The organism is Streptomyces sp. NPDC006314, assembly GCF_040613075.1.
GTDB lineage: Bacteria > Actinomycetota > Actinomycetes > Streptomycetales > Streptomycetaceae > Streptomyces.
This window is the reverse complement of record NZ_JBEXRL010000021.1, coordinates 90,097-109,697: the sequence shown is the minus strand read 5'-3', so window position 1 is coordinate 109,697 and position 19,601 is coordinate 90,097. Positions and strand designations below refer to the sequence as shown.

The following is a 19,601-nucleotide window of genomic DNA, read 5'->3' as shown; positions in this document are numbered from 1 at the left end:
GGCGCGGGGCTGTCTTCACTGTGCGGCTCCGCCGCGTGGAGGCGATCAGCCACGACGGACGCGCGACCGCCGAAGCACCGGACCAGGCAGACGAGAGCGCGCTCAATCCCCGAGCACCGCGTCGAGAAACGGCTCGACGGCCGCCCGCCAGGCCTCCGGCTGGTCGTAGTGGGCGAGATGACCGGCGTCGGGAACCTCGGCGTACTCACCGCGTGGCAGGACCCGGACCATCTCCTGGGCCTCGGCGCGGCCCAGTTCGCCGTCCAGGGCGCGCACCACCAGGGCCGGGCATTGAACCTGGGCCAGCTCCTCCCAGTGTGCGTCGTACACCCACGTCTCCCGCGACTTCAGCATCTGCTCCGGCTCGAAGACGGGGCGCCAGCCGTCGTCGCACTCGTGCATGACCTCGGCGTAGAAGGCGCCACGGGCCGGGTTGGGGCGCTCCACCCGGGGATCGTCCTCACCGAACCACTTGCGGACGTCGGCGAGCGTGGTGAAGGGGACGGGCCAGGTCCGGAACCAGTCGGCCCACTCGCGCTGTGAGGCCGCGCCGAGCGCGGAGGCCCGCATGTCGCAGATGACCAGACCGCGCACCAGGTCGGGCCGCTTGGCGGCGAGCTGCCAGGCGGTCAGCGCGCCCATGGCGTGGCCGATGAGGACGGCGGGGGCGAGGCCGAGCTGCTCGATGGCGGCCTCGGCGTCCTCGACGTAGGCGTCGCGGGTGTAGGCGGCCTGTGGGGGCTTGTCGCTCTGGCCGTGGCCGCGCTGGTCGAGGGCGACGGCGCGGTGGCGTTCGGCGAGCCGGCGGGCGGTTGCGGCCCAGTGGGAGGCGCGGCCCATCAGGCCGTGCAGTAACAGCACACCGGGAGCACCCGGCTGCGGGTCCGGGTGGTCCGGGTCCGGGCGGTCCGGGTCCCTCTTGGGAGGGTCGGCGAACTCCCAGGCGGCCAGTCGCACGCCACCCGCTCCCGTCACGTCGATACGCCGTGCCATGGGCCTGGCACCCCCCAGCTCCGCCTGCCTCGTACCGGTGTTCTGCCGTCGTCCTGCCGCCCGCAGACTATCGAATACCTATTCGAAAATTGTGGCCCTGCGTGCAACACCCCTCATTCGAGTGACACCCCTCAAGGAATGATCGCCGCCACCGAGGGGATCTCTTCTGGCGGGAGGCGGACCGCTCGGGGAAAAACGGTCCGAGGGGGATGACCCTGGGAGCTCGGGGCTCCGGGTCAGCACAGGGGAGGACAGGCCCCGGCGCCACACGGCGCCGGGGCCCTCGCCTGCTCAGCGCTTGGCGACGAACACGTGCGAGGCGACGTCCGCCTCCAGCTCGGCCGCCTCACCTCCGCTACCCACCAGCACCCCACCGGCCGACTCCGTCACGCTCACCACGGAACCCGGCTGCACACCCGCCCGCCGCAGCGTGTACATCAGCTGCGCGTCGGTCTGGATCGGCTCGCCGATACGGCGGACGACGACCGTCTTCCCGTCCGTGCCGGGGCCCAGGTCGGCCAGCGAGACCATGCTGTCGTCCAGGAACGGATCGGCCCCGTCCTTCTCGCCCAGTTCCTCCAGGCCCGGGATCGGGTTGCCGTACGGCGACTCGGTCGGGTGGCGCAACAGCTCCAGCACCCTGCGCTCCACGGCCTCGCTCATCACGTGCTCCCAGCGACACGCCTCCGCGTGCACCTGCTCCCACTCCAGGCCGATCACGTCGACGAGGAGACACTCGGCCAGGCGGTGCTTGCGCATCACGCGCGTGGCCAGCCGGCGGCCCTCGTCGGTCAGCTCCAGGTGACGGTCGCTGGCCACGGAGACCAGGCCGTCGCGCTCCATCCGCGCCACCGTCTGGCTCACCGTCGGCCCGCTCTGGTCGAGCCGCTCCGCGATGCGGGCGCGCATGGGCACGACGCCTTCCTCTTCGAGCTCGAGGATGGTGCGGAGATACATCTCCGTGGTGTCGATCAGTCCGGACATACGTGCCCCTCGATTACCTCTGCCGGAAGCCGGCCGCGTGCGCTGGCCCTGGCACCAATTCTGCCGGATCCCACTGACATGCGGGCGGTACCGGGAAAACGGGGGCCTGAGGCGCGGGAGCGGCGGATGTCCCGGGGGGTGCGGGGCGCTCGTCTCGGAGGGTGTGCGGGGCGTTCGTGTCGGGGGGGAGGCGGGAGGCCCGTGTCGGTGGGTGCGGACCGTTCCCGGCCGCGGGTGCGGGCGGGAACGGTCGCGAACTCCCCCGCGCCTCCAGTGAGTTGCCGCGCTGCCGGGTTCGAGGCTCCGCGGCCGCTGGCGAGCGACCCCGACCCGCGGCCCGCACCCGCACCGGGCGCGCGGGCGACACCGACGCCCGGGAAACCCGGCCGTATTGACACCGCACTGGTCCAGACCTCACGGTGATCCACGACACAGACGCTGCGAAGGGGCACCGCATGAGCGACGGCACGCCTGCCGACCTGTTCTTCGACGCCGCCATCGGCCTGCTGCAACGGGTCCGTGAGGAGGAGGCCGAGGCGATCACCGCGGCCGGCACCCTGCTCGCCGACACCGTCACCGCCGGCGGCCGCCTGTTCGCCTTCGGCGCCGGGCACTCCTCCCTGGCCGCCCAGGACGTCGTCTACCGCGCGGGCGGTCTCGCCCTGATGAACCTGCTCGCCGTACCCGGAGTCGTCGGCGTCGACGTCACCCCGGCCACTCTCGGCTCCGCCCTCGAACGCGTCGACGGCCTGGCGAGCGCCGTCCTCGACACCTCGCCCGTCCGCGCCGGCGACGCGCTCGTGATCATCTCCCTCTCCGGCCGCAACGCCCTGCCCGTGGAGATGGCGATGAGCGCCCGTGCCCTCGGTGTGCAGGTCATCGGCGTGACCTCGGTCGCGTACGCCACGCAGACCGAGTCCCGGCACGCCTCCGGCACCTTCCTGAAGGACCACTGCGACATCGTCCTCGACTCGAAGATCGCGGTCGGCGACGCGGAACTCACCCTCGACACCATCCCGGCGCCCTTCGCCCCCGCTTCCACCGTCGTCACCGCGGCCCTCGTGCAGGCCGTCATGGCCGCCACCGCGGCCACCCTGGCCGACCGCGGCATCGAGCCCCCGCTACTGCGCTCCGGCAACGTCGACGGCGGCCACGAGTGGAACGACCGGGTGATGCGGGAGTACGGCGACCGGATCTTCTACCGCCACTGATCCCCCTCGGGCGGCAGCGGGACGCGCGGCTCCTCGGGAACCCCCGGGCGGCCCGGCGCACCACAGCCACCGGCGAGAAACGCCGCTGCCGCACGAACGCAGCGGCCACCGGGCAGCCCGCCCAGGCCCCGGAGGCCCGCCCAAGTCCGCCGCTCGCTCGCTCGCCCGGAGCCGAGTGCCCAGCGCCCGCCGCCCCTACTCCCCCGCCTCCTCCCGCACCGCCTCCGCCAGATCCAGCGCCGCCGCGATACGCCCCGCCACATCCTCCGCATAGGCCGTGTCGGACCGCTCGAAGCGGCTGCGGCCCGCCCCCCGCAGGAAAGTCACCACACCGAGCGTCCGCCCCCGGCTGCGCAGCACCGCGCACAACGCGTGCACCGCGTCCCCGGGCCACTGCCGCTCCAGCGCCCACTCCCGCGCCCGCTCCGCCGGGACCGACCCGGCGTCCGCGCGGACCGCCCCGGCCCGCTCCACGCACTGCAGCGCCGGATGTCCCTCCTCGTACCGCACGGGCAATCCGGCCGCCCCGGTGAGCAGACTCGGCCCCGGTGCCCCGGCGGGCGTGGCGGCGAGCCGGACCAGCCGTACCGGGCCCGGCGCCCCCTCGTCTCCCGCGCGCGGGTCGCCCGCCACCCGGTCGATGAGCGCGTGGTCGGCGAAGCCCGCGAGGGCGAAGTCCAGATGGACGGTGGCCGCTTCCGCCGGGTCCTCGCACTCGGCGGCGGCGCGGGCCGCGCGGTGCAGCTGGTTCGTGCGGAACCGCAGCAGAGCCGCCTCCTGCTCGCCCTGCTTGGCCTCGGTGACGTCCTGGAAGAGCCAGCCGACCCCGAGCGGCACCGGTTCTTCCGCGAGCGGCGAGGCCAGCCGCAGGAACCCGCTCCGCCAGCAACGCCGCTTCTCACCCTCCGAGGTGCGCACGGTCACCCACATCTCGGCGGGCGCGGGCGGCGCACCCTCGGCCAGCACGTGCGTCAGCGCGGCCTCCAGCTCCTCCACGCCCTGCGCGAGCAGCTCACCGAGCGGCCGCCCCAGCACGGCCGTACGCCTGATCCCCAGCGCGCGGGCGGCGTGCGCGTTCACCACGGCGGGCCGCAGATCCGCGTCGACGAGCACGACACCCCACGACGCGTCCTCGAACAGGGCCTCGCTCAGCGCGATCGACCTCTCCAGATCGATCTGCGCGTGCACCTCACTGAACGCGCAGTACACACCCGCCGGTTTGCCGTCGGGCCCGCGCACGGCGGCGGACTGCGTCCGTACGAGCACCCGCCCGCCGTCCTTCGTGACGAGCGCGAACTCGTGCACCTGCCGCCCCGGCGCGGTCATCGCGGACATCAGCCGCGCCTGCACCTCCTCGGCGTCGGCACTGCGCACCGCCCACCCGGCGAACCCGTGCCGTCCGACGGCCTCGGCGGCGGTCCACCCGAGGATCCGCTCGGCCTCCCGATTCCAGTGCGTGACGACGCCCCCGGCATCGAAGGCACACAGGGCCGCGTCCATGCCGTCCAGCAGCGCGGCGAGCAGATCGGAACCACCGGGCTCGTCCGGCCCCAGCTCATCCGTGGTTCCACTCCGCCGGGAAGCACTCACCTCGACCCCCTGCAGGCTGCGTCCGCGCACGTACGGCGCTCGGTTCGCTCACTGGCCTTCATTCAACTGGAACGTGACGCAGCCCACATCATGTTCCCGCAAGATTGCGGAATTCAATGCCCGCCCCCCTCGGGGGAGAGCCGCAGGTCCACCCACTCATCGCGCTCCCCGTCCAGCACATACCGGTCGGTCTCCACAAATCCATGCCCCCCGGCGAACCCCAACCCGTCCTCGTTCACCGCCGGCACACACGTCTCGATCACCTCGGCGCCCATCCCGCGCGCGTGAGCCACCCGGGGCGCTTCTCCGGCTTGGGAACCCTGCCGTCATCGACCCGGAAAAACAGTTGAACCCTCCCCGCCTGCTTCATAGAGTGCCAAGCAAGCAGAAGGGAGGTGATCGGGTAAATGAGTGAAACCCGGACGCGCGAGGTGGCTGCGGGCTAGCGGCCCGCCACCACACCGAGTGCGGTGCCGGACCAGCGTGTGCGAGTAACACGCAGCCGGCCCAATCCAACGCAGTCACCCGGCCCGCGGGCTGCCGGTACGTCCGGCCGGCTCCTCCTTGAGGACCCAAGCCCGCGGGTCGTCTGCGTTTCCGGCCTGCTCGGTTTCCCCTCCCCTTCCGACGCTGTCCTGCGCTGAGGCGAGGACGCGCGGGGGGTGTTCGCGGCGGAGGGGGAGATCCTGTTCCCGCTGCTGTCGACGTGGACCTCAGGCTGTCGGCGGTGCTGCGGCCGCCCACGTTCCGCACTGACCCGCGGCATCCTGCTTCAGTTTCCAGGTGCCGTCCGGCGTCACGGGCAGAGCCGCTCCACGCTCCAGGTGCCGTCCGGCTGGGCGACGTAGCGCAGGCGGTCGTGGAGGCGGTTCTGGCGGCCCTGCCAGAACTCGATCATCTCGGGGGCGATACGGAAACCGCCCCAGTGCGGCGGGACCGGGACCTGCTCGCCCTCGGGGTAGCGGCCTTCGAGGTCGGCGTAGGCGGTGTCCAGTTCGTTGCGGGAGGCGATGACCGTGGACTGGGCGCTGGCCCAGGCGCCCAGCTGGGAGCCGTGCGGGCGGGTACGGAAGTAGGCGGCGGTCTCGTCGCGGCGGGTGCGGCGGGCGGTGCCGGTGACGATGACCTGGCGGGCCAGCGGATGCCAGGGGAAGAGCAGCGAGACGTACGGGTTCTCCGCCAGGTCGCGGGCCTTGCGGGAGTCGTAGTTGGTGTAGAAGACGAAGCCGTCGGTGTCGAACTGCTTCATCAGGACCGTGCGCGAGCTGGGGCGGCCCGAGGCGTCCGCCGTGGAGACGACCATCGCGTTGGGCTCGTAGACCGTGCCGTGGAGAGCCGCGCGGGCGGCGTCCTCGAACCAGCGGGCGAACTGGTCCATCGGGTGCGTGGCGAGGTCCTGTTCGGTGAGGCCCTCGGCCCGGTACTGCTTGCGCATGGCGGCGGGGTCGATGACGGGGTCCAGGAGGGGTTCGCGGTCGGTCACGCGGTCATCTTGCCGTATCGAACGCGTCTGGCACCCAGTGTCTCGTGGTCTCCCCAACTGTGGCACCGGGGGTTATCGTGCTGTTCCCCTCCGGTTCGGGTGACCACCGGCCGATCGGGGCATCACCGGGGTGACCGCCGCCGACACATCACGAGGAGCCGCCTGATGTCCGATTTCGTACCCGGGCTCGAAGGAGTCGTCGCGTTCGAGACGGAGATCGCCGAACCCGACAAGGAGGGCGGTGCCCTGCGCTACCGGGGCGTCGACATCGAGGACCTGGTCGGGCACGTCTCCTTCGGGAACGTGTGGGGTCTGCTGGTCGACGGCGCCTTCAACCCCGGCCTGCCGCCCGCCGAGCCGTTCCCGATCCCGGTGCACTCCGGTGACATCCGGGTGGACGTGCAGTCGGCACTGGCCATGCTCGCCCCGGTGTGGGGCCTGAAACCGCTGCTCGACATCGACGTGGAGCAGGCCCGCGCGGACCTCGCCCGGGCCGCCGTCATGGCGCTGTCGTACGTCGCCCAGTCCGCGCGCGGGCAGGGACTGCCGATGGTGCCGCAGCGGGAGATCGACAAGGCGCAGTCGGTCGTGGAACGGTTCATGATCCGCTGGCGGGGTGAGCCGGACCCCAAGCATGTCGCCGCCGTCGACGCGTACTGGACGTCCGCCGCCGAGCACGGGATGAACGCGTCGACCTTCACCGCGCGGGTCATCGCCTCCACCGGTGCGGATGTCGCCGCGGCGCTGTCGGGTGCGGTCGGCGCGATGTCCGGTCCGCTGCACGGGGGTGCGCCGTCCCGGGTGCTCGGGATGATCGAGGAGATCGAGCGCACGGGGGACGCGGAGGCCTACGTCAAGCAGGCCCTGGACCGGGGTGAGCGGCTGATGGGCTTCGGGCACCGGGTGTACCGGGCCGAGGACCCGCGGGCGCGGGTGCTGCGGCGTACGGCGCGGGAGCTGGGTGCGCCGAGGTTCGAGATCGCGGAGGCGCTGGAGAAGGCCGCGCTGGAGGAGCTGCACAATCGGCGGCCGGATCGGGTGCTGGCCACCAACGTGGAGTTCTGGGCGGCGATTATGCTGGACTTCGCCGAAGTGCCGGCGCACATGTTCACATCGATGTTCACGTGCGCCCGTACGGCCGGGTGGTCGGCGCACATTCTGGAGCAGAAGCGGACGGGCAGGCTGGTGCGGCCGTCGGCGAGGTATGTCGGGCCGGGGCCGCGTAGCCCGCGTGACATCGAGGGGTACGCGGACATCGCCCACTGAGAGGGGCCCGGAGGAGGGCGGCGGACTGCGGCCGGTCCGCTGTGACGTGTCGCGCCCACGCGGCGGGGCCGCACATGGATGCGGCCCCGCGCCCCTTGAGGGAGTCGATCACGCCGGCGTCAGAAGGCTCGCATGGTGCCGCTCCGCCACCAGCGGATGCGCCCTGAGCTTTCCCTTCAGTTCGTTGTAGCCGTACTCGGCGAACAGGGGGTTGGCCGGGTCCGTGGTGACGCCAGGTGCCGTCGAGGCGTGCGGGAACGGCAGGGGCTCGATCCTCGCGTCCAGGCGGGGGTTGTAGAAGAACGGGACCGAGAAACGTTCCGTCGCTCCGGGCGGGCTGACCACGCGGTGGTGGGTGGCGAGGAGATAGCCGTTGGTCGCCACCTCCAGCAGTTCACCGAGGTTGACCACGAAGGCGCCCTGGATGGGCGGTACGTCGTGGAAGAGGCCGTCCTCGCGCTGGACCTGGAGGCCGCCGACCGTGTCCTGGAGCAGGAGGGTGAGGAAGCCGTAGTCCTTGTGCGCGCCCACGCCCTGGTCGGTGCCGTCGCCCGCGCTGCCGGGGTAGCGGACGAGCTTGAGGTGCGGGTGGGCGTGGGCACCGAAGACCGGGTCGTAGAAGTCCGCCGGGGCGCCGATGGCGGTCAGGAGTTCGTGCAGCAGGCGCTGGGCGACCGTGCTCAGCTTGTCGATCCAGGCCAGGGCCGCCGTGCGGAGTTCGGGGAGCGCGGCCGGCCACTGGTTGGGGCCCTGCAGCCACCAGTACGGGGGCTCGCCGGGGCCGGGGACGCGGGCGGGGCGTTCGGCGCCGATGTCGAGCTGGTCGCGCCAGTCGCGGGCGCCGCCGGTGCGCTCGTCGCCGGTGCGGGTGTAGCCGCGGAAGTGCGGGGAGCCCACGTTGTCGAGGGCGAGCCGGTCGGCCTCGGGAAGGGCGAAGAAGGCGCGCATGGCAGTGAGCAGCGCGTCGGTCTCGGCCTGGGTCACGCCGTGTCCGGTGAGCTGGAAGAAGCCGACGTCGTGTGCGGCGCTGTGCAGTTGGGCGTGGAGCAGGGCGCGGGCCTGGGGGCCGCGGTCGGCGGCCGACAGGTCGATGATCGGGAGCTGGTGGTACGACGGGGTCGTCGCGCTGTGCGTGGTCATGGTGCGTCCGCAGGGTGTACGGGGCATGGGCGGCCGCCGAGGGTGGTGCGGCCGCCGGGTGCCGGAAAGAGGAGAAGAAGGGGGCTGGGTCAGGCGGTGAAGCGCCGACAGCCCATGCTCGTGACGCGCACGTAGTCCACGTGGCGGCGGCGAACGAGCATCGGAAGCATGCGCCAAGGGTACTGCGCGACGCGGGATACGCCTGTGGCCCGGTTCACGGCCCAGGGAGCGGGGGCGCGGAGGTCGGATCTCGCCCCAGACGTATGTCGTGCGGTGACCGCCCGGCGCGTCGGCGACCAGCGCGCGGAACTCCCCGGTGAACGCCGGCCGGTTGCCGAACTCGAAGCCCGGGTGGCCGAAGGCCCGGTGGCCGGGGTCCCGGGTCCGGCCGGGCAGGGCCCCGGGTGGCGCAGGCGGGACAGCCTTCGTCGGCGGCACCGGCCGCGTACCAGAGGCCCAAGGCCTGGGCGAAGGGTCTCCAGGCCGCTCCGGTCTGGTCCCACTCGCCGGTGAGCAGGCGGGTGATGGCCGTGCAGCGCGGGCAGCGGACCGTTCGGCTTCTCCCCGGCCGCCATGGAAGCCGGTGCGCCCGGTACGCACGGGCCAGACCGTCGTACGGCTTCCCGTCCGCGTCCGGTGGCCACCGCCAACTCCCGGTGCGGGCCGGGCGGATGACCGAGCGGCTGCCCGAGGACGCCGTCGGCCGGGCACGCGCTCGGTGAGCCGCGGCGCCTCCGCGGCGGTGGTGTCGGGACCGACGATCGTCCGGGAGGTGTCCCCCAGGTCCGCCAAGGCAGCCGGGCCACGGACAGCGGTTCAGCCGAGGGCTTCCTCCAGCAGCGACGCCCACTGGGCGACGACCCGCCGGCGGCGGGCGGTGTCGTCGGTGAGGAGGTTGGCGAGGCCGAGGCCGCGGGCCATGTCCAGGAAGCCCTGGACGGTCTCGCGGACGCCGGGGCGGGACTCGTCGGCGCCGAGGAGATCGACGGCGATGCGATGGGTCTCGCGGCCGACGCGGGCCTCCAGCTCGGTCACCCGGCCGCGCAGCTGCTCCTCGTTGGATGCGGCGACCCACAGGTGCAGGGCGGCCCGGAAGAGGGGGCCGGTGTAGAGGCCGACGAGGGCGGCGACCACGGCCCGGCGGTCTGCGGCGCCCTCCGGGAACAGAGCGCGCAGGGCCGTGGAGCGTTCCTCGGCGACGTACTCGACGGCCGCGGTGAACAGGTCCTCGCGGGTCGGGAAGTGGTGCTGGGCGGCGCCCCGGGAGACACCGGCGCGTTCGGCGACGACGGAGACCGTGGAGCCCGCCCAGCCGTGCTCGGCGAGGCAGGCCACGGCGGCCTCCAGGAGCCGCTGCCGGGTGGCCCGGCTGCGGTCCTGCTTGGGTACGCGGTCGCGTTCCGCCGTACTCACACCACCCATGCCGCATCCCGTCTTTCCAGAAATGCCGTCATCCCCTCCCGGGCCTGGTCGGAGGAGAACAGCCGGGCCGAGAGGGCGGTCAGCCCCGCCGCGTCCCGGTCGAACGTCTCCAGCACCCTAGCCGTGAGCAGCTGTTTCGTCTCGGCCAGGGCCTGGGGTGAGGAGCGGCGCAGGCCGTCCAGGACGGGGGCGAGGGCTTCGTCCACGTCGTCGGCGGTCGCGGTGAGGAGGCCTGCTCGTACGGCCTCGGCGGGGTCGAAGCGTTCGCCGGTGAGGTAGTAGCGGGCCAGGGCCCGGGGGTCGGTGCGCGGCAGCACCGGGAGGGAGATCACCGCGGGGGCCACTCCGATGCGGACCTCGGTGAAGGCGAAGGTGGCTTCGGTCGACGCGGCGGCGATGTCACAGGCGGCGAGCAGGCCGAGGCCGCCTGCGCGGACGTGTCCGGTGATCCGGGCGACGACGGGTTTGGGCAGCTCGACGATCTGCCGCAGCAGGCCCACCAGGGCGTCCGGGTGGGGCGGGTCGCGCAGGTCGGCGCCGGCGCAGAAGGTGGTGCCGGTGTGGGTGAGGACGACGGCTCGGACGTCCGGGTTCTTCGCGCAGCCGGTCAGGGCTTCGGTGAGCTCGGTGACGAGTGCCGCGGAGAGGGCGTTGCGGGTGTCGGTGGAGTCGAGGCTGAGGGTTTCCACGGCACGCGTACGCGTGCGTCCGATCAGTGCGGTCACGGGTGCTCCCTGAGCTGTCGGCGCAGGATCTTGCCGGAGGCGGCGCGGGGGACGGTGTCGACGAAGGTGACCCGGCGGACGCGCTTGTAGGGGGCGACGCGTTCGGCGACGTACAGCATGATCTCGTTCTCGGTCAGGTCGTCGGCGGTGGGCCGGCGGACGACGAAGGCGTGCGGGACCTCGTTGCCGTCCTCGTTGGAGGCGCCGGTGACGGCGGAGTCGGCGATGCCGGGGTGGGTGAGCAGCAGGGCCTCCAGTTCGGCGGGGGCCACCTGGAAGCCCTTGTACTTGATGAGTTCCTTCACCCGGTCGACGACGAAGAGCCAGCCGTCGGCGTCGATCCGGCCGACGTCTCCCGTGTGCAGCCAGCCGTCGGTGTCGATCATGGCGGCGGTGGCGTCGGGGCGGCCGAGGTAGCCCTTCATCACCTGGGGTCCGCGGATCAGGATCTCGCCGGCCTCGCCGGTGCCGAGGTCCTCGGCGGGGTCGTCCAGGGAGACGATCCGCATCTCGGTGCCGGCGATCAGCCGGCCGACCGTGCCGGCGGGGGCCTGGCGCAGGCGGTCGAGGGGGACGACGTGGGTGCCGGGTGACAGCTCGGTCATGCCGTAGGCCTGGCCGATCGGGGGCAGGCCGAGGCGTTCGGAGCAGGCGAGGGCGAGACGCGCGTCGAGTGGGGCGGCGGCACTGATGACGTACTTCAGCGAGGAGAGGTCGTAGCGGGTGACGGCCGGGTGCTTGGCGAGGGCGAGGACGATCGGCGGGGCGACGTACAGGCCGGTGATGCGGTGGGTCTCGATCGCGGTGAGGAACGTCTCGAGGTCGAAGCGGGGCAGCACGACCACCGTGGCGCCCTTGCGCAGGGGGGCGTTCATGAGGGCGGTCAGGCCGTAGATGTGGAAGAACGGCAGGACGGCGAGGATGCGGTCGCCGGGTCCGGCCGGGACGGCGGGATCCAGCTGGGCGAGGTTGGTGGCGATCTGCCGGTGGGTGAGCATCACGCCCTTGGGGATGCCGGTGGTGCCGGAGGAGTACGGCAGCGCGGCGATGTCCTCGGCCGGGTCGATGTCGACGCGCGGCTCGGGGGCGGTGGTGTCGAGCAGGTCGATCAGGGAGCGGTGTCCGGGTGCGCTGTCGCACACGAGGATCTCGCGTATTCTCCCCGTGAGTTCGGCGGCCCGGCGGGCGGTCTCCAGCAGCGGGGAGACGGTGACGATCCAGCGGGCGCCGCTGTCGCCGAGCTGCTTGGCGAACTCCTCCGGCGTGGCGAGGGGGTGCACCGTGGTGACGGCGGCACCCGCGCGCGTGGCCGCGTAGAAGGCGGTCGGGAAGGCGATCGTGTTGGGGCTGTGCAGGGCGAGGACGTCGCCCTTGCGGACGCCCGCGGCGGCGAACGCGGCGGCGATGCGCCGGTGGAACCGGTCCACCTGCTCGTACGTGAGGGTGGTGCCGTCCGTGCCGTCGATCAGCGCGGGCTGCTCACCGAACTCGGCGGCCCGGCCCAGGACGGCCTCGTGGATGGGGAGTTCCACGGGCGGGACGTCGGCGTACTCGCTGCGGAACACGGTTCCTCCAAGAGGATCGACGGTCGCCTAGTACGACTTGGGCAGACCCAGGGTCTGGTGGGAGACGTAGTTGAGAACCATCTCCCGGCTCACCGGGGCGATACGAGCCACGCGCGCGGCCGTTATCAACGAGGCGAGCCCGAATTCGCGGGTGAGGCCGTTGCCGCCGAGGGTGTGCACGGCCTGGTCGACGGCCCTCACGCAGGCCTCCCCGGCCGCGTACTTGGCCATGTTGGCGGCCTCGCCCGCGCCGATGTCGTCGCCGGCGTCGTAGAGATGGGCCGCCTTCTGCATCATCAGCCGGGCCAGTTCCAGGTCGATGTGCGCCTGCGCGAGGGGATGGGCGATGGCCTGGTGGGCGCCGATGGGAGCCTTCCAGACCGTGCGGTCGCGGGCGTACCCGATCGCCTTCGCCAGCGCGTGACGGCCCATCCCGATGGCGAAGGCCGCCGTCATGATCCGCTCGGGGTTGAGTCCGGCGAACAGTTGCAGCAGGCCGGCGTCCTCGTCGCCGACGAGCGCGTCCGCGGGCAGCCGTACGTCGTCCAGGACCAGCTCGAACTGCTTCTCGGCGGCGTTGAGTTCCATCTCGATCGGACGCTTCTGGAAGCCCTCGGCGTCCGTCGGGACGATGAACAGACAGGGCTTGAGGCGTCCGGTACGGGCGTCCTCGGTGCGGCCGACGATCAGGACGGCGTCCGCTATGTCGACACCGGAGATGAAGACCTTGCGGCCGGTGAGGAGCCAGTCCGTGCCGTCCTTGCGGGCCGTGGTGGTGATGCGGTGGCTGTTGGAGCCGGCGTCGGGTTCGGTGATGCCGAAGGCCATGAGGCGCGTGCCGTCGGCGATCCCGGGAAGCCACTGCTGTTTCTGTGCCTCGGTGCCGAAGCGGGAGATCACGGTGCCGCAGATCGCCGGGGAGACGACGAGCATGAGGAGGGGGGAGCCTGCGGCGCCCAGTTCCTCGAGGACGATGGAGAGTTCTGCTATGCCACCGCCGCCTCCGCCGTACTCCTCCGGAAGGTTGACGCCCAGGTAACCGAGTTTTCCGGCCTCGGACCAGAGTTCGGCCGGGGGCTTTCCTTCGGCGACGGTGCGGGTGACGTAGTCGCGGCCGTAGCGCCTGCCGAGGGCTGCGACTGCGGATCGGAGGGCTTTGTGTTCTTCGGATTCGACGGGGGTGGTCATGCGATTCCTCCGGATGCGGCTCGTGTGTGGTTGCTCGCGGTTCCCCGCGCCCCTAGGGCTGGTCGCTCTCGACCACCGCCAGAAGCGTGCCCACCTCCACCTGTTGTCCAGGGGTCACCGGGAGGGCTGTCAGCTTGCCCGTGACGGGCGCCGAGATCTGGTGCTGCATCTTCATCGCCTCCAGCCAGATCAGTGGCTGTCCGGCCGCCACGGGGACACCCTCGGTCAGGCCCTCGGCCATGCGGACGACCGTGCCCGGCATCGGCGCGAGCAGGGAACCCGGGGCGAGCTGGGCGACCGGGTCGGGGAAGCGGGGCAGAGCGGTCAGGGCGGTGGTGTTGACGTACACCTGCTCGCCGTAGCGCGCCACCTGGAACGTGCGCCGCACGCCGTCCACTTCGAGGATCACCAGACACGCGTCCGCGTGCACGACCCGGACGCCGTCGGCCGCGAGACCCTGCCGGGTGTGCCGATAGTGGACCTCGTGCTCCTCGCCCGCCAGCTCGTACCGCTTGACCTGGGGTTGTGAGGGCACGTTGCGCCAGCCGCCGAAGCGGGAGCGGCCGTGGGCGTCGGCGAGGGCGGCGGCGAGGGGCGCGTGGGGGTCGGTGGCCGGTGCGGTCAGGTCGGGCAGGTGGCGGTCGTAGAAGCCGGTGTCCATGCGGGCGGACGTGAACTCCTCGTGCCGCAGGGAGCGCACCAGCAGGTCGCGGTTGGTGACCGGGCCGTGGATCGCGGACGTCTCGAGGGCGCCGGCGAGTTTGCGGATCGCCTCCGCGCGGGTGGGGGCGTGGGCGACGACCTTGGCGAGCATCGGGTCGTAGTGGACGCCGATGGGGTCGCCGTCGGTGTAACCGGTGTCCAGGCGGACGCCGGCCGGTACGGCGAGGCGGTGCAGGGTGCCGGTCTGCGGGGCCCAGTCGCAGGCGGGGTCCTCGGCGTACAGGCGGGCCTCGATCGCATGGCCACGCACGCGTGGCGGCTCGGTCGTCAGCGGCCGGCCTTCCGCGACGCGGATCTGTTCGGCCACCAGGTCGATGCCGAACACGGCCTCGGTGACGGGATGTTCGACCTGGAGGCGGGTGTTCATCTCCAGGAAGTGCGCGCGGCCGTCGGCGACCAGGAACTCGACCGTACCGGCGCCGACGTAGGAGACGGAGCGGGCGGCGCGTACGGCCAGCGCGTGCAGTTCTTCGGTGAGCGCGGCCGGCAGGCCCGGCGCCGGGGCCTCCTCGATGACCTTCTGGTGGCGGCGCTGGAGGGAGCAGTCGCGGGTGCCGAGCGGCCAGATCGTGCCGTGGGTGTCGGCGAGGATCTGCACCTCGACGTGGCGGCCGTGCTCGATGTACGGCTCCACGAAGACCTCGCCGTCGCCGAAGGCGCTCGCGGCCTCGGCGCGCGCGCCCTCCAGTGCGGCGGGCAGCTCCTCCAGGCGGCGCACGATCCGCATACCGCGCCCCCCGCCGCCCGCGGCCGCCTTCACCAGGACCGGCAGGTCGGCCTCGGTGACCTCGGCCTCGCCGAGGGGTGCGAGACCCATCAGCTCCTTGGCGCGGGTCTTGGACGCCATGGCCTCGATGGCCTCCGGGGGCGGGCCGATCCAGGTCAGGCCGGCGTCGAGGACGGCGCGGGCGAAGCCGGGATTCTCGGAGAGGAAGCCGTAGCCGGGGTGGACGGCGTCCGCGCCGGCGGACAGGGCGGCCTTCACGATCAGATCACCGCGCAGGTACGTCTCCGCGGGCGCCGCGCCCGGCAGCCGTACCGCCGTGTCGGCCACGCGCGCGTGGAGCGCGTTCCCGTCGGCGTCCGAGTGCACGGCGACGGTCCGGATACCCAGCTCACCGCAGGTGCGGAAGATCCGGCAGGCGATCTCGCCCCGGTTGGCGACGAGCACAGTCGAAATCACGTGGTCCCTCACATCCGGAAGACGCCGAAGCCGCCGCGCGCGCCCTCGTAGGGCGCGGTGTGGAGGGCGGACAGGCACAGGCCGAGGACGGTGCGGGTGTCGCGCGGGTCGATGACGCCGTCGTCGTACAGCCGCCCGGACAGGAACATCGGCAGCGACTCGGCCTCGATCTGCCGCTCCACCATGGCGCGCAGGGCCGCGTCCGCGTCGTCGTCGTACGGCCGCCCCTTCGCCGCCGCCGACTGCCGGGCGACGATGGAGAGCACGCCCGCGAGCTGCTGCGGGCCCATGACGGCGGACTTGGCGCTGGGCCAGGCGAACAGGAAGCGGGGGTCGTAGGCGCGGCCGCACATGCCGTAGTGCCCGGCGCCGTAGGAGGCGCCCATGAGGACCGACAGGTGCGGGACCCGGCTGTTGCTGACCGCGTTGATCATCATCGCGCCGTGCTTGATGATCCCGCCCTGCTCGTACTCCTTGCCGACCATGTAGCCGGTGGTGTTGTGCAGGAAGAGCAGCGGGATGTCGCGCTGGTTGGCGAGCTGGATGAACTGGGCGGCCTTCTGGGACTCCTCGCTGAAGAGAACACCCTGGGCGTTGGCCAGGATGCCGACGGGGTAGCCGTGCAGACGCGCCCAGCCGGTGGCGAGGCTCGTCCCGTACATCGGCTTGAACTCGTCGAAGTCGGAGGCGTCGACGATCCGGGCGATGACCTCGCGCGGGTCGAAGGGGATCTTCAGGTCGCCGGGGACGATGCCGAGGAGTTCGTCCGGGTCGTACTTGGGCGGGTCCGCCGGGCCCGGGTCCTCGTGCGCCTTGCGGTGGTTGAGGCGGGCCACGACCCGGCGCGCCTGCCGCAGCGCGTCCCGCTCGTCCACGGCGAAGTAGTCGGCGAGGCCCGACACGCGCGCGTGCATCTCCGCGCCGCCCAGGGACTCGTCGTCACTCTCCTCGCCGGTGGCCATCTTCACCAGCGGGGGCCCGCCGAGGAACACCTTCGCGCGTTCCTTGACCATGATCACGTGGTCGGACATGCCGGGGATGTAGGCGCCGCCGGCCGTGGAGTTGCCGAAGACTACGGCGATGGTCGGGATGCCGGCGGCGGAGAGCCGGGTGAGGTCGCGGAAGATGGCGCCGCCCGGGATGAAGATCTCCTTCTGGGAGGGGAGATCGGCGCCGCCGGACTCCACCAGGCTGATGCAGGGCAGCCGGTTGGCGAGGGCGATGTCGTTGGCGCGCAGGGCCTTCTTCAGGCTCCACGGATTGCTGGCGCCGCCGCGTACGGTCGGGTCGTTGGCGGTGATCAGGCACTCAACGCCCTCCACCACGCCGATACCGGTGACCAGGGAGGCGCCCACAGTGTAGTCGCTGCCCCAGGCGGCCAGCGGGGACAGCTCCAGGAACGGGGTGTCCGGGTCGAGGAGCAGCTCGATGCGCTCCCGGGCGAGCAGTTTGCCGCGTGCGCGGTGCCGCGTGACGTACTTCTCGCCGCCGCCCGCGAGCGCCTTGGCGTGCTCGGCCTCCAGCTCGGCGAGCTTGGCCAGCATGGTCTCGCGGTGGGCCAGGTAGTCGGGGTGATGAGTGTCCAGGGCTGTCTTCAGAACGGTCACAGCAGGGCCTCCGGGATGTCCAGGTGGCGGGAGCGCAGCCATTCGCCGAGGGCCTTGGCCTGCGGGTCGAAGCGGTGCTGGGAGGCGACGCCCGCGCCGAGGATCCCCTCCACCACGAAGTTGAGGGCGCGCAGGTTCGGGAGCACGTGCCGGGTGACGGGCAGCTCCCGGCTCTCGGGGACGAGCTGCCGGAACCGGTCGGCGGTCAGCTCGTGGGCGAGCCACCGCCAGGTCTCGTCCGTACGCGCCCACACCCCCACGTTGGCGTTCCCGCCCTTGTCCCCGCTGCGGGCTCCGGCGACCCGCCCGAGGGGCACCCGGCGGGTAGGTCCGGGCGGAAGGGGATCGGGCAGAGGCGGCTGCGGTACGTCGTCCAGGACGCGCGTCTCCTGGGGCGGCGGTACGGGGATACGGCGTCCGTCGTGGAGAACGGCCACATGGTCGACACCACCATGGGGCACGTACACATCCTCGAAGACTCCATAGGGGGCGCCCTTTCCGGGTGGGGACAGCACATGGAAGCCCGGGTAGCCGGCCAGCGCCAGCTCCACGGCGGCCCCGCTCAGCGCCCGGCCCGCGACCTGCTGGTCCGGGTCCCGGATGACGAGCCGCAGCAGGGCGCTGGCGGCCTCCTCGGTGTCGGCGTCGGCCCGGTCGGTGCGGACGAGGTCCCAACGGACCTCGGCCGGCGGTGACGTGGTGAGCGCGTCGGACAGCTGCTCCCGGACCAGGTCCGCCTTGGCCTCGATATCGAGTCCGGTGAGGACGAAGACGATCTCGTTGCGGAAGCCGCCGAGCCGGTTGAGCCCGACCTTGAGCGTGGGCGGCGGAGCCTCTCCACGAACGCCCTCGATCCGCACCCGGTCCGGTCCGTCCTGGCTGAGCCGTACGGTGTCCAGGCGAGTGGTGACATCAGGGCCGGCGTACCGGCCGCCGCCGGTCTCGTAGAGCAGCTGGGCGGTGACCGTGCCGACGTCCACGAAGCCGCCGGTGCCGGGGTGCTTGGTGACCACGCTGCTGCCGTCGGCCTGGATCTCGGCGAGCGGGAAGCCGGGGCGGCGCACGTTGCCCTCGCGGAAGAAGGAGTAGTTCCCGCCGGTCGCCTGCGGGCCGCACTCCAGCACATGCCCGGCGACGACGGCACCGGCGAGACGGTCGTACTCCCCCGGCTGCCAGCCGAAGTGGGCGGCGGCGGGCCCGGTGACCAGGGCCGCGTCGGTCACCCGCCCGGTGACCACCACGTCGGCACCGGCCCGCAGACACTCGGCGATACCGAAGCCGCCGAGGTAGGCATGGGCGGCGAGGGTGCCGGGGTGTTCGGCGGTGAGGTCGTCGCCCTCGACGTGCGCGACGCGTGCGGGGACGCCGAGCCGGTCGGCCAGTCCCCTGATGGCCTGAGCGAGTCCGGCCGGGTTCAGGCCGCCCGCGTTGGTGACGATCCGCACCCCCCGTTCGCGGGCGAGGCCGAGGCAGTCCTCCAGCTGGCGCAGGAAGGTGCGGGCGTATCCGGCGGAGGGGTCCTTCAGCCGGTCGCGGGCGAGGATCAGCATGGTGAGTTCGGCGAGGTAGTCACCGGTGAGGACGTCGACCTCGCCGCCGGTGAGCATCTCCCGCAGGGCGTCGAAGCGGTCGCCGTAGAAGCCGGAGAAGTTGCCGATGCGCAACGGCTTCACCGGGGGCCCTCCTTCGGCGGGCGGCCGGTGCCGGGCGGGCCCGCGAAGGCCTGGGCGATGTCGAGCCAGCGGTCCGCGTCCGGACCCACGGCCGTCAGGGCGAGGTCGGCACGGTGGGCGCGCTGGGTGACCAGGAGGCAGAAGTCGAGGGCGGGGCCGGTGACGCGCTGGGGGGCGTCGGGTGGGCCGAAGTCCCACAACTCACCCGAGGGGGATGTCAGTTCCACGCGGAATTCGTCTCCCGGAGGGGTCAGCCCATGGACGGTGTGGGCGAAATCGCGGGTCCGCACCCCGAGCCGGGCCACATGCCGGAGCCGGCCGGTGGGCGGCCGCGCCACACCCAGGGCGTCGGCGACGTCCAGTGCGTGGGCCCAGGTCTCCATGAGCCGGGCGGTGGCCATGGAGGCGGCGGACATGGGTGGGCCGTACCAGGGGAAGCGGGCGCCGGGTGGTGCGGTACGCAGAGCCCGGTCGAGGGCGGCGCGCCCGGCCCGCCAGGCCGCCAGCAGCTCGGCCGGCGGGAGCCCGGCACCCTCCGCCGCCCCCTCGTCCACGAACGAGCCGGGGGCGGCGAATGCCTTCTCGACCAGCGCCTGGAAGGCGTCGGCGTCGGTGACCGCCAGCAACGCCGAGCGATCGGTCCAGGCGAGGTGCGCGATCTGGTGGGCGACGGTCCAGCCGGGCGCGGGAGTGGCGAGGGCCCACTGCTCGGTGCTCAACTCGGCCACGAGCAGGTCGAGTTCCTCACTCTCGGCACGCAGGTCGTCGATGACGGGCGTCGGATCGGCCATGGGGGGAGCATGGCAGCGGGGGCAGAAACAATCAAGCACGCTTGCATGAATTTCCGG

The 19,601-nt window shown here is 72.5% G+C and carries 16 protein-coding genes; 2 read left to right on the top strand and 14 right to left on the bottom strand.

Annotation, left to right across the window (positions count from 1 at the left end):
- Positions 1-102: 102 nt before the first annotated feature.
- Together ABZ079_RS30330 and ABZ079_RS30325 are read right to left on the bottom strand one after the other, a co-directional pair.
- The gene (locus ABZ079_RS30330) at positions 103-993 is read right to left on the bottom strand and encodes an alpha/beta hydrolase (protein ID WP_356942623.1); all 891 of its coding nucleotides are present in this window, start codon (positions 991-993) and stop codon (positions 103-105) included.
- 291 nt (positions 994-1,284) lie between these two features.
- Positions 1,285-1,977, bottom strand: a complete 693-nt coding sequence (locus ABZ079_RS30325) for a metal-dependent transcriptional regulator (RefSeq protein ID WP_356942622.1) — start codon at positions 1,975-1,977, stop codon at positions 1,285-1,287.
- Between the two features lie 455 nt (positions 1,978-2,432).
- Here ABZ079_RS30325 and ABZ079_RS30320 point away from each other — a divergent pair, with 455 nt between their 5' ends.
- Positions 2,433-3,188 (top strand): SIS domain-containing protein, encoded by a 756-nt coding sequence (locus ABZ079_RS30320; RefSeq protein ID WP_356942621.1) that lies wholly within the window; start codon positions 2,433-2,435, stop codon positions 3,186-3,188.
- A 195-nt stretch (positions 3,189-3,383) separates the two neighbouring features.
- Here ABZ079_RS30320 and ABZ079_RS30315 read toward each other — a convergent pair whose 3' ends face one another.
- The 3 genes from ABZ079_RS30315 to pdxH form a co-directional block, all read right to left on the bottom strand.
- Positions 3,384-4,778, bottom strand: coding sequence for a PAS domain-containing protein (locus ABZ079_RS30315; RefSeq protein WP_356942620.1), 1,395 nt, complete (start codon positions 4,776-4,778; stop codon positions 3,384-3,386).
- A gap of 113 nt (positions 4,779-4,891) precedes the next feature.
- Positions 4,892-5,071, bottom strand: coding sequence for a hypothetical protein (locus tag ABZ079_RS30310; RefSeq protein ID WP_356942619.1), 180 nt, complete (start codon positions 5,069-5,071; stop codon positions 4,892-4,894).
- 503 nt (positions 5,072-5,574) lie between these two features.
- Positions 5,575-6,261, bottom strand: coding sequence for a pyridoxamine 5'-phosphate oxidase (gene pdxH, locus ABZ079_RS30305; protein WP_356942618.1), 687 nt, complete (start codon positions 6,259-6,261; stop codon positions 5,575-5,577).
- A gap of 165 nt (positions 6,262-6,426) precedes the next feature.
- Here pdxH and ABZ079_RS30300 point away from each other — a divergent pair, with 165 nt between their 5' ends.
- On the top strand, positions 6,427-7,527 hold the full coding sequence (locus ABZ079_RS30300) for a citrate synthase 2 (RefSeq protein WP_356942617.1): 1,101 nt from the start codon (positions 6,427-6,429) through the stop codon (positions 7,525-7,527).
- 108 nt (positions 7,528-7,635) lie between these two features.
- Here the strand turns inward: ABZ079_RS30300 and ABZ079_RS30295 are convergent, their stop codons facing one another.
- From ABZ079_RS30295 to ABZ079_RS30255, 9 genes are all read right to left on the bottom strand, one after another.
- Positions 7,636-8,667: a 2-oxoglutarate and iron-dependent oxygenase domain-containing protein gene (locus ABZ079_RS30295; RefSeq protein ID WP_356942616.1), complete on the bottom strand. Its 1,032-nt coding sequence runs from the start codon at positions 8,665-8,667 to the stop codon at positions 7,636-7,638.
- A gap of 816 nt (positions 8,668-9,483) precedes the next feature.
- Positions 9,484-10,089, bottom strand: coding sequence for a TetR/AcrR family transcriptional regulator (locus ABZ079_RS30290; RefSeq protein WP_356942615.1), 606 nt, complete (start codon positions 10,087-10,089; stop codon positions 9,484-9,486).
- Entirely contained in the window at positions 10,077-10,814 is a 738-nt protein-coding gene (locus tag ABZ079_RS30285) for an enoyl-CoA hydratase family protein (RefSeq protein ID WP_356942614.1), read from the bottom strand. Before ABZ079_RS30285 ends, ABZ079_RS30290 begins: the two co-directional genes overlap by 13 nt.
- On the bottom strand, positions 10,811-12,379 hold the full coding sequence (locus ABZ079_RS30280; protein WP_356942613.1) for a 4-coumarate--CoA ligase family protein: 1,569 nt from the start codon (positions 12,377-12,379) through the stop codon (positions 10,811-10,813). The genes ABZ079_RS30285 and ABZ079_RS30280 overlap by 4 nt, the downstream gene beginning before the upstream one ends.
- A gap of 27 nt (positions 12,380-12,406) precedes the next feature.
- Entirely contained in the window at positions 12,407-13,567 is a 1,161-nt protein-coding gene (locus ABZ079_RS30275; RefSeq protein ID WP_356942612.1) for an acyl-CoA dehydrogenase family protein, read from the bottom strand.
- Positions 13,568-13,619: 52 nt separating this feature from the next.
- On the bottom strand, positions 13,620-15,473 hold the full coding sequence (locus tag ABZ079_RS30270) for a biotin carboxylase N-terminal domain-containing protein (protein WP_356942611.1): 1,854 nt from the start codon (positions 15,471-15,473) through the stop codon (positions 13,620-13,622).
- An 8-nt stretch (positions 15,474-15,481) separates the two neighbouring features.
- Positions 15,482-17,080 (bottom strand): carboxyl transferase domain-containing protein, encoded by a 1,599-nt coding sequence (locus tag ABZ079_RS30265; RefSeq protein WP_356942610.1) that lies wholly within the window; start codon positions 17,078-17,080, stop codon positions 15,482-15,484.
- On the bottom strand, positions 17,077-18,753 hold the full coding sequence (locus tag ABZ079_RS30260) for an acyclic terpene utilization AtuA family protein (protein ID WP_356942609.1): 1,677 nt from the start codon (positions 18,751-18,753) through the stop codon (positions 17,077-17,079). The genes ABZ079_RS30265 and ABZ079_RS30260 overlap by 4 nt, the downstream gene beginning before the upstream one ends.
- Positions 18,750-19,544: a TIGR03084 family metal-binding protein gene (locus ABZ079_RS30255; protein WP_356942608.1), complete on the bottom strand. Its 795-nt coding sequence runs from the start codon at positions 19,542-19,544 to the stop codon at positions 18,750-18,752. Before ABZ079_RS30255 ends, ABZ079_RS30260 begins: the two co-directional genes overlap by 4 nt.
- Between the last annotated feature and the right edge of the window lie 57 nt (positions 19,545-19,601).

Excerpts from the sequence above, each read along its gene's own strand:
- ABZ079_RS30330 (WP_356942623.1), bottom strand. The coding sequence starts at position 993 with ATGGCACGGCGTATCGACGTGACGGGAGCGGGTGGCGTGCGACTGGCC.
- ABZ079_RS30300 (WP_356942617.1), top strand. The coding sequence starts at position 6,427 with ATGTCCGATTTCGTACCCGGGCTCGAAGGAGTCGTCGCGTTCGAGACG.
- ABZ079_RS30275 (WP_356942612.1), bottom strand. The coding sequence starts at position 13,567 with ATGACCACCCCCGTCGAATCCGAAGAACACAAAGCCCTCCGATCCGCA.
- ABZ079_RS30320 (WP_356942621.1), top strand. The coding sequence starts at position 2,433 with ATGAGCGACGGCACGCCTGCCGACCTGTTCTTCGACGCCGCCATCGGC.
- ABZ079_RS30290 (WP_356942615.1), bottom strand. The coding sequence starts at position 10,089 with ATGGGTGGTGTGAGTACGGCGGAACGCGACCGCGTACCCAAGCAGGAC.
- ABZ079_RS30295 (WP_356942616.1), bottom strand. The coding sequence starts at position 8,667 with ATGACCACGCACAGCGCGACGACCCCGTCGTACCACCAGCTCCCGATC.
- ABZ079_RS30325 (WP_356942622.1), bottom strand. The coding sequence starts at position 1,977 with ATGTCCGGACTGATCGACACCACGGAGATGTATCTCCGCACCATCCTC.
- ABZ079_RS30255 (WP_356942608.1), bottom strand. The coding sequence starts at position 19,544 with ATGGCCGATCCGACGCCCGTCATCGACGACCTGCGTGCCGAGAGTGAG.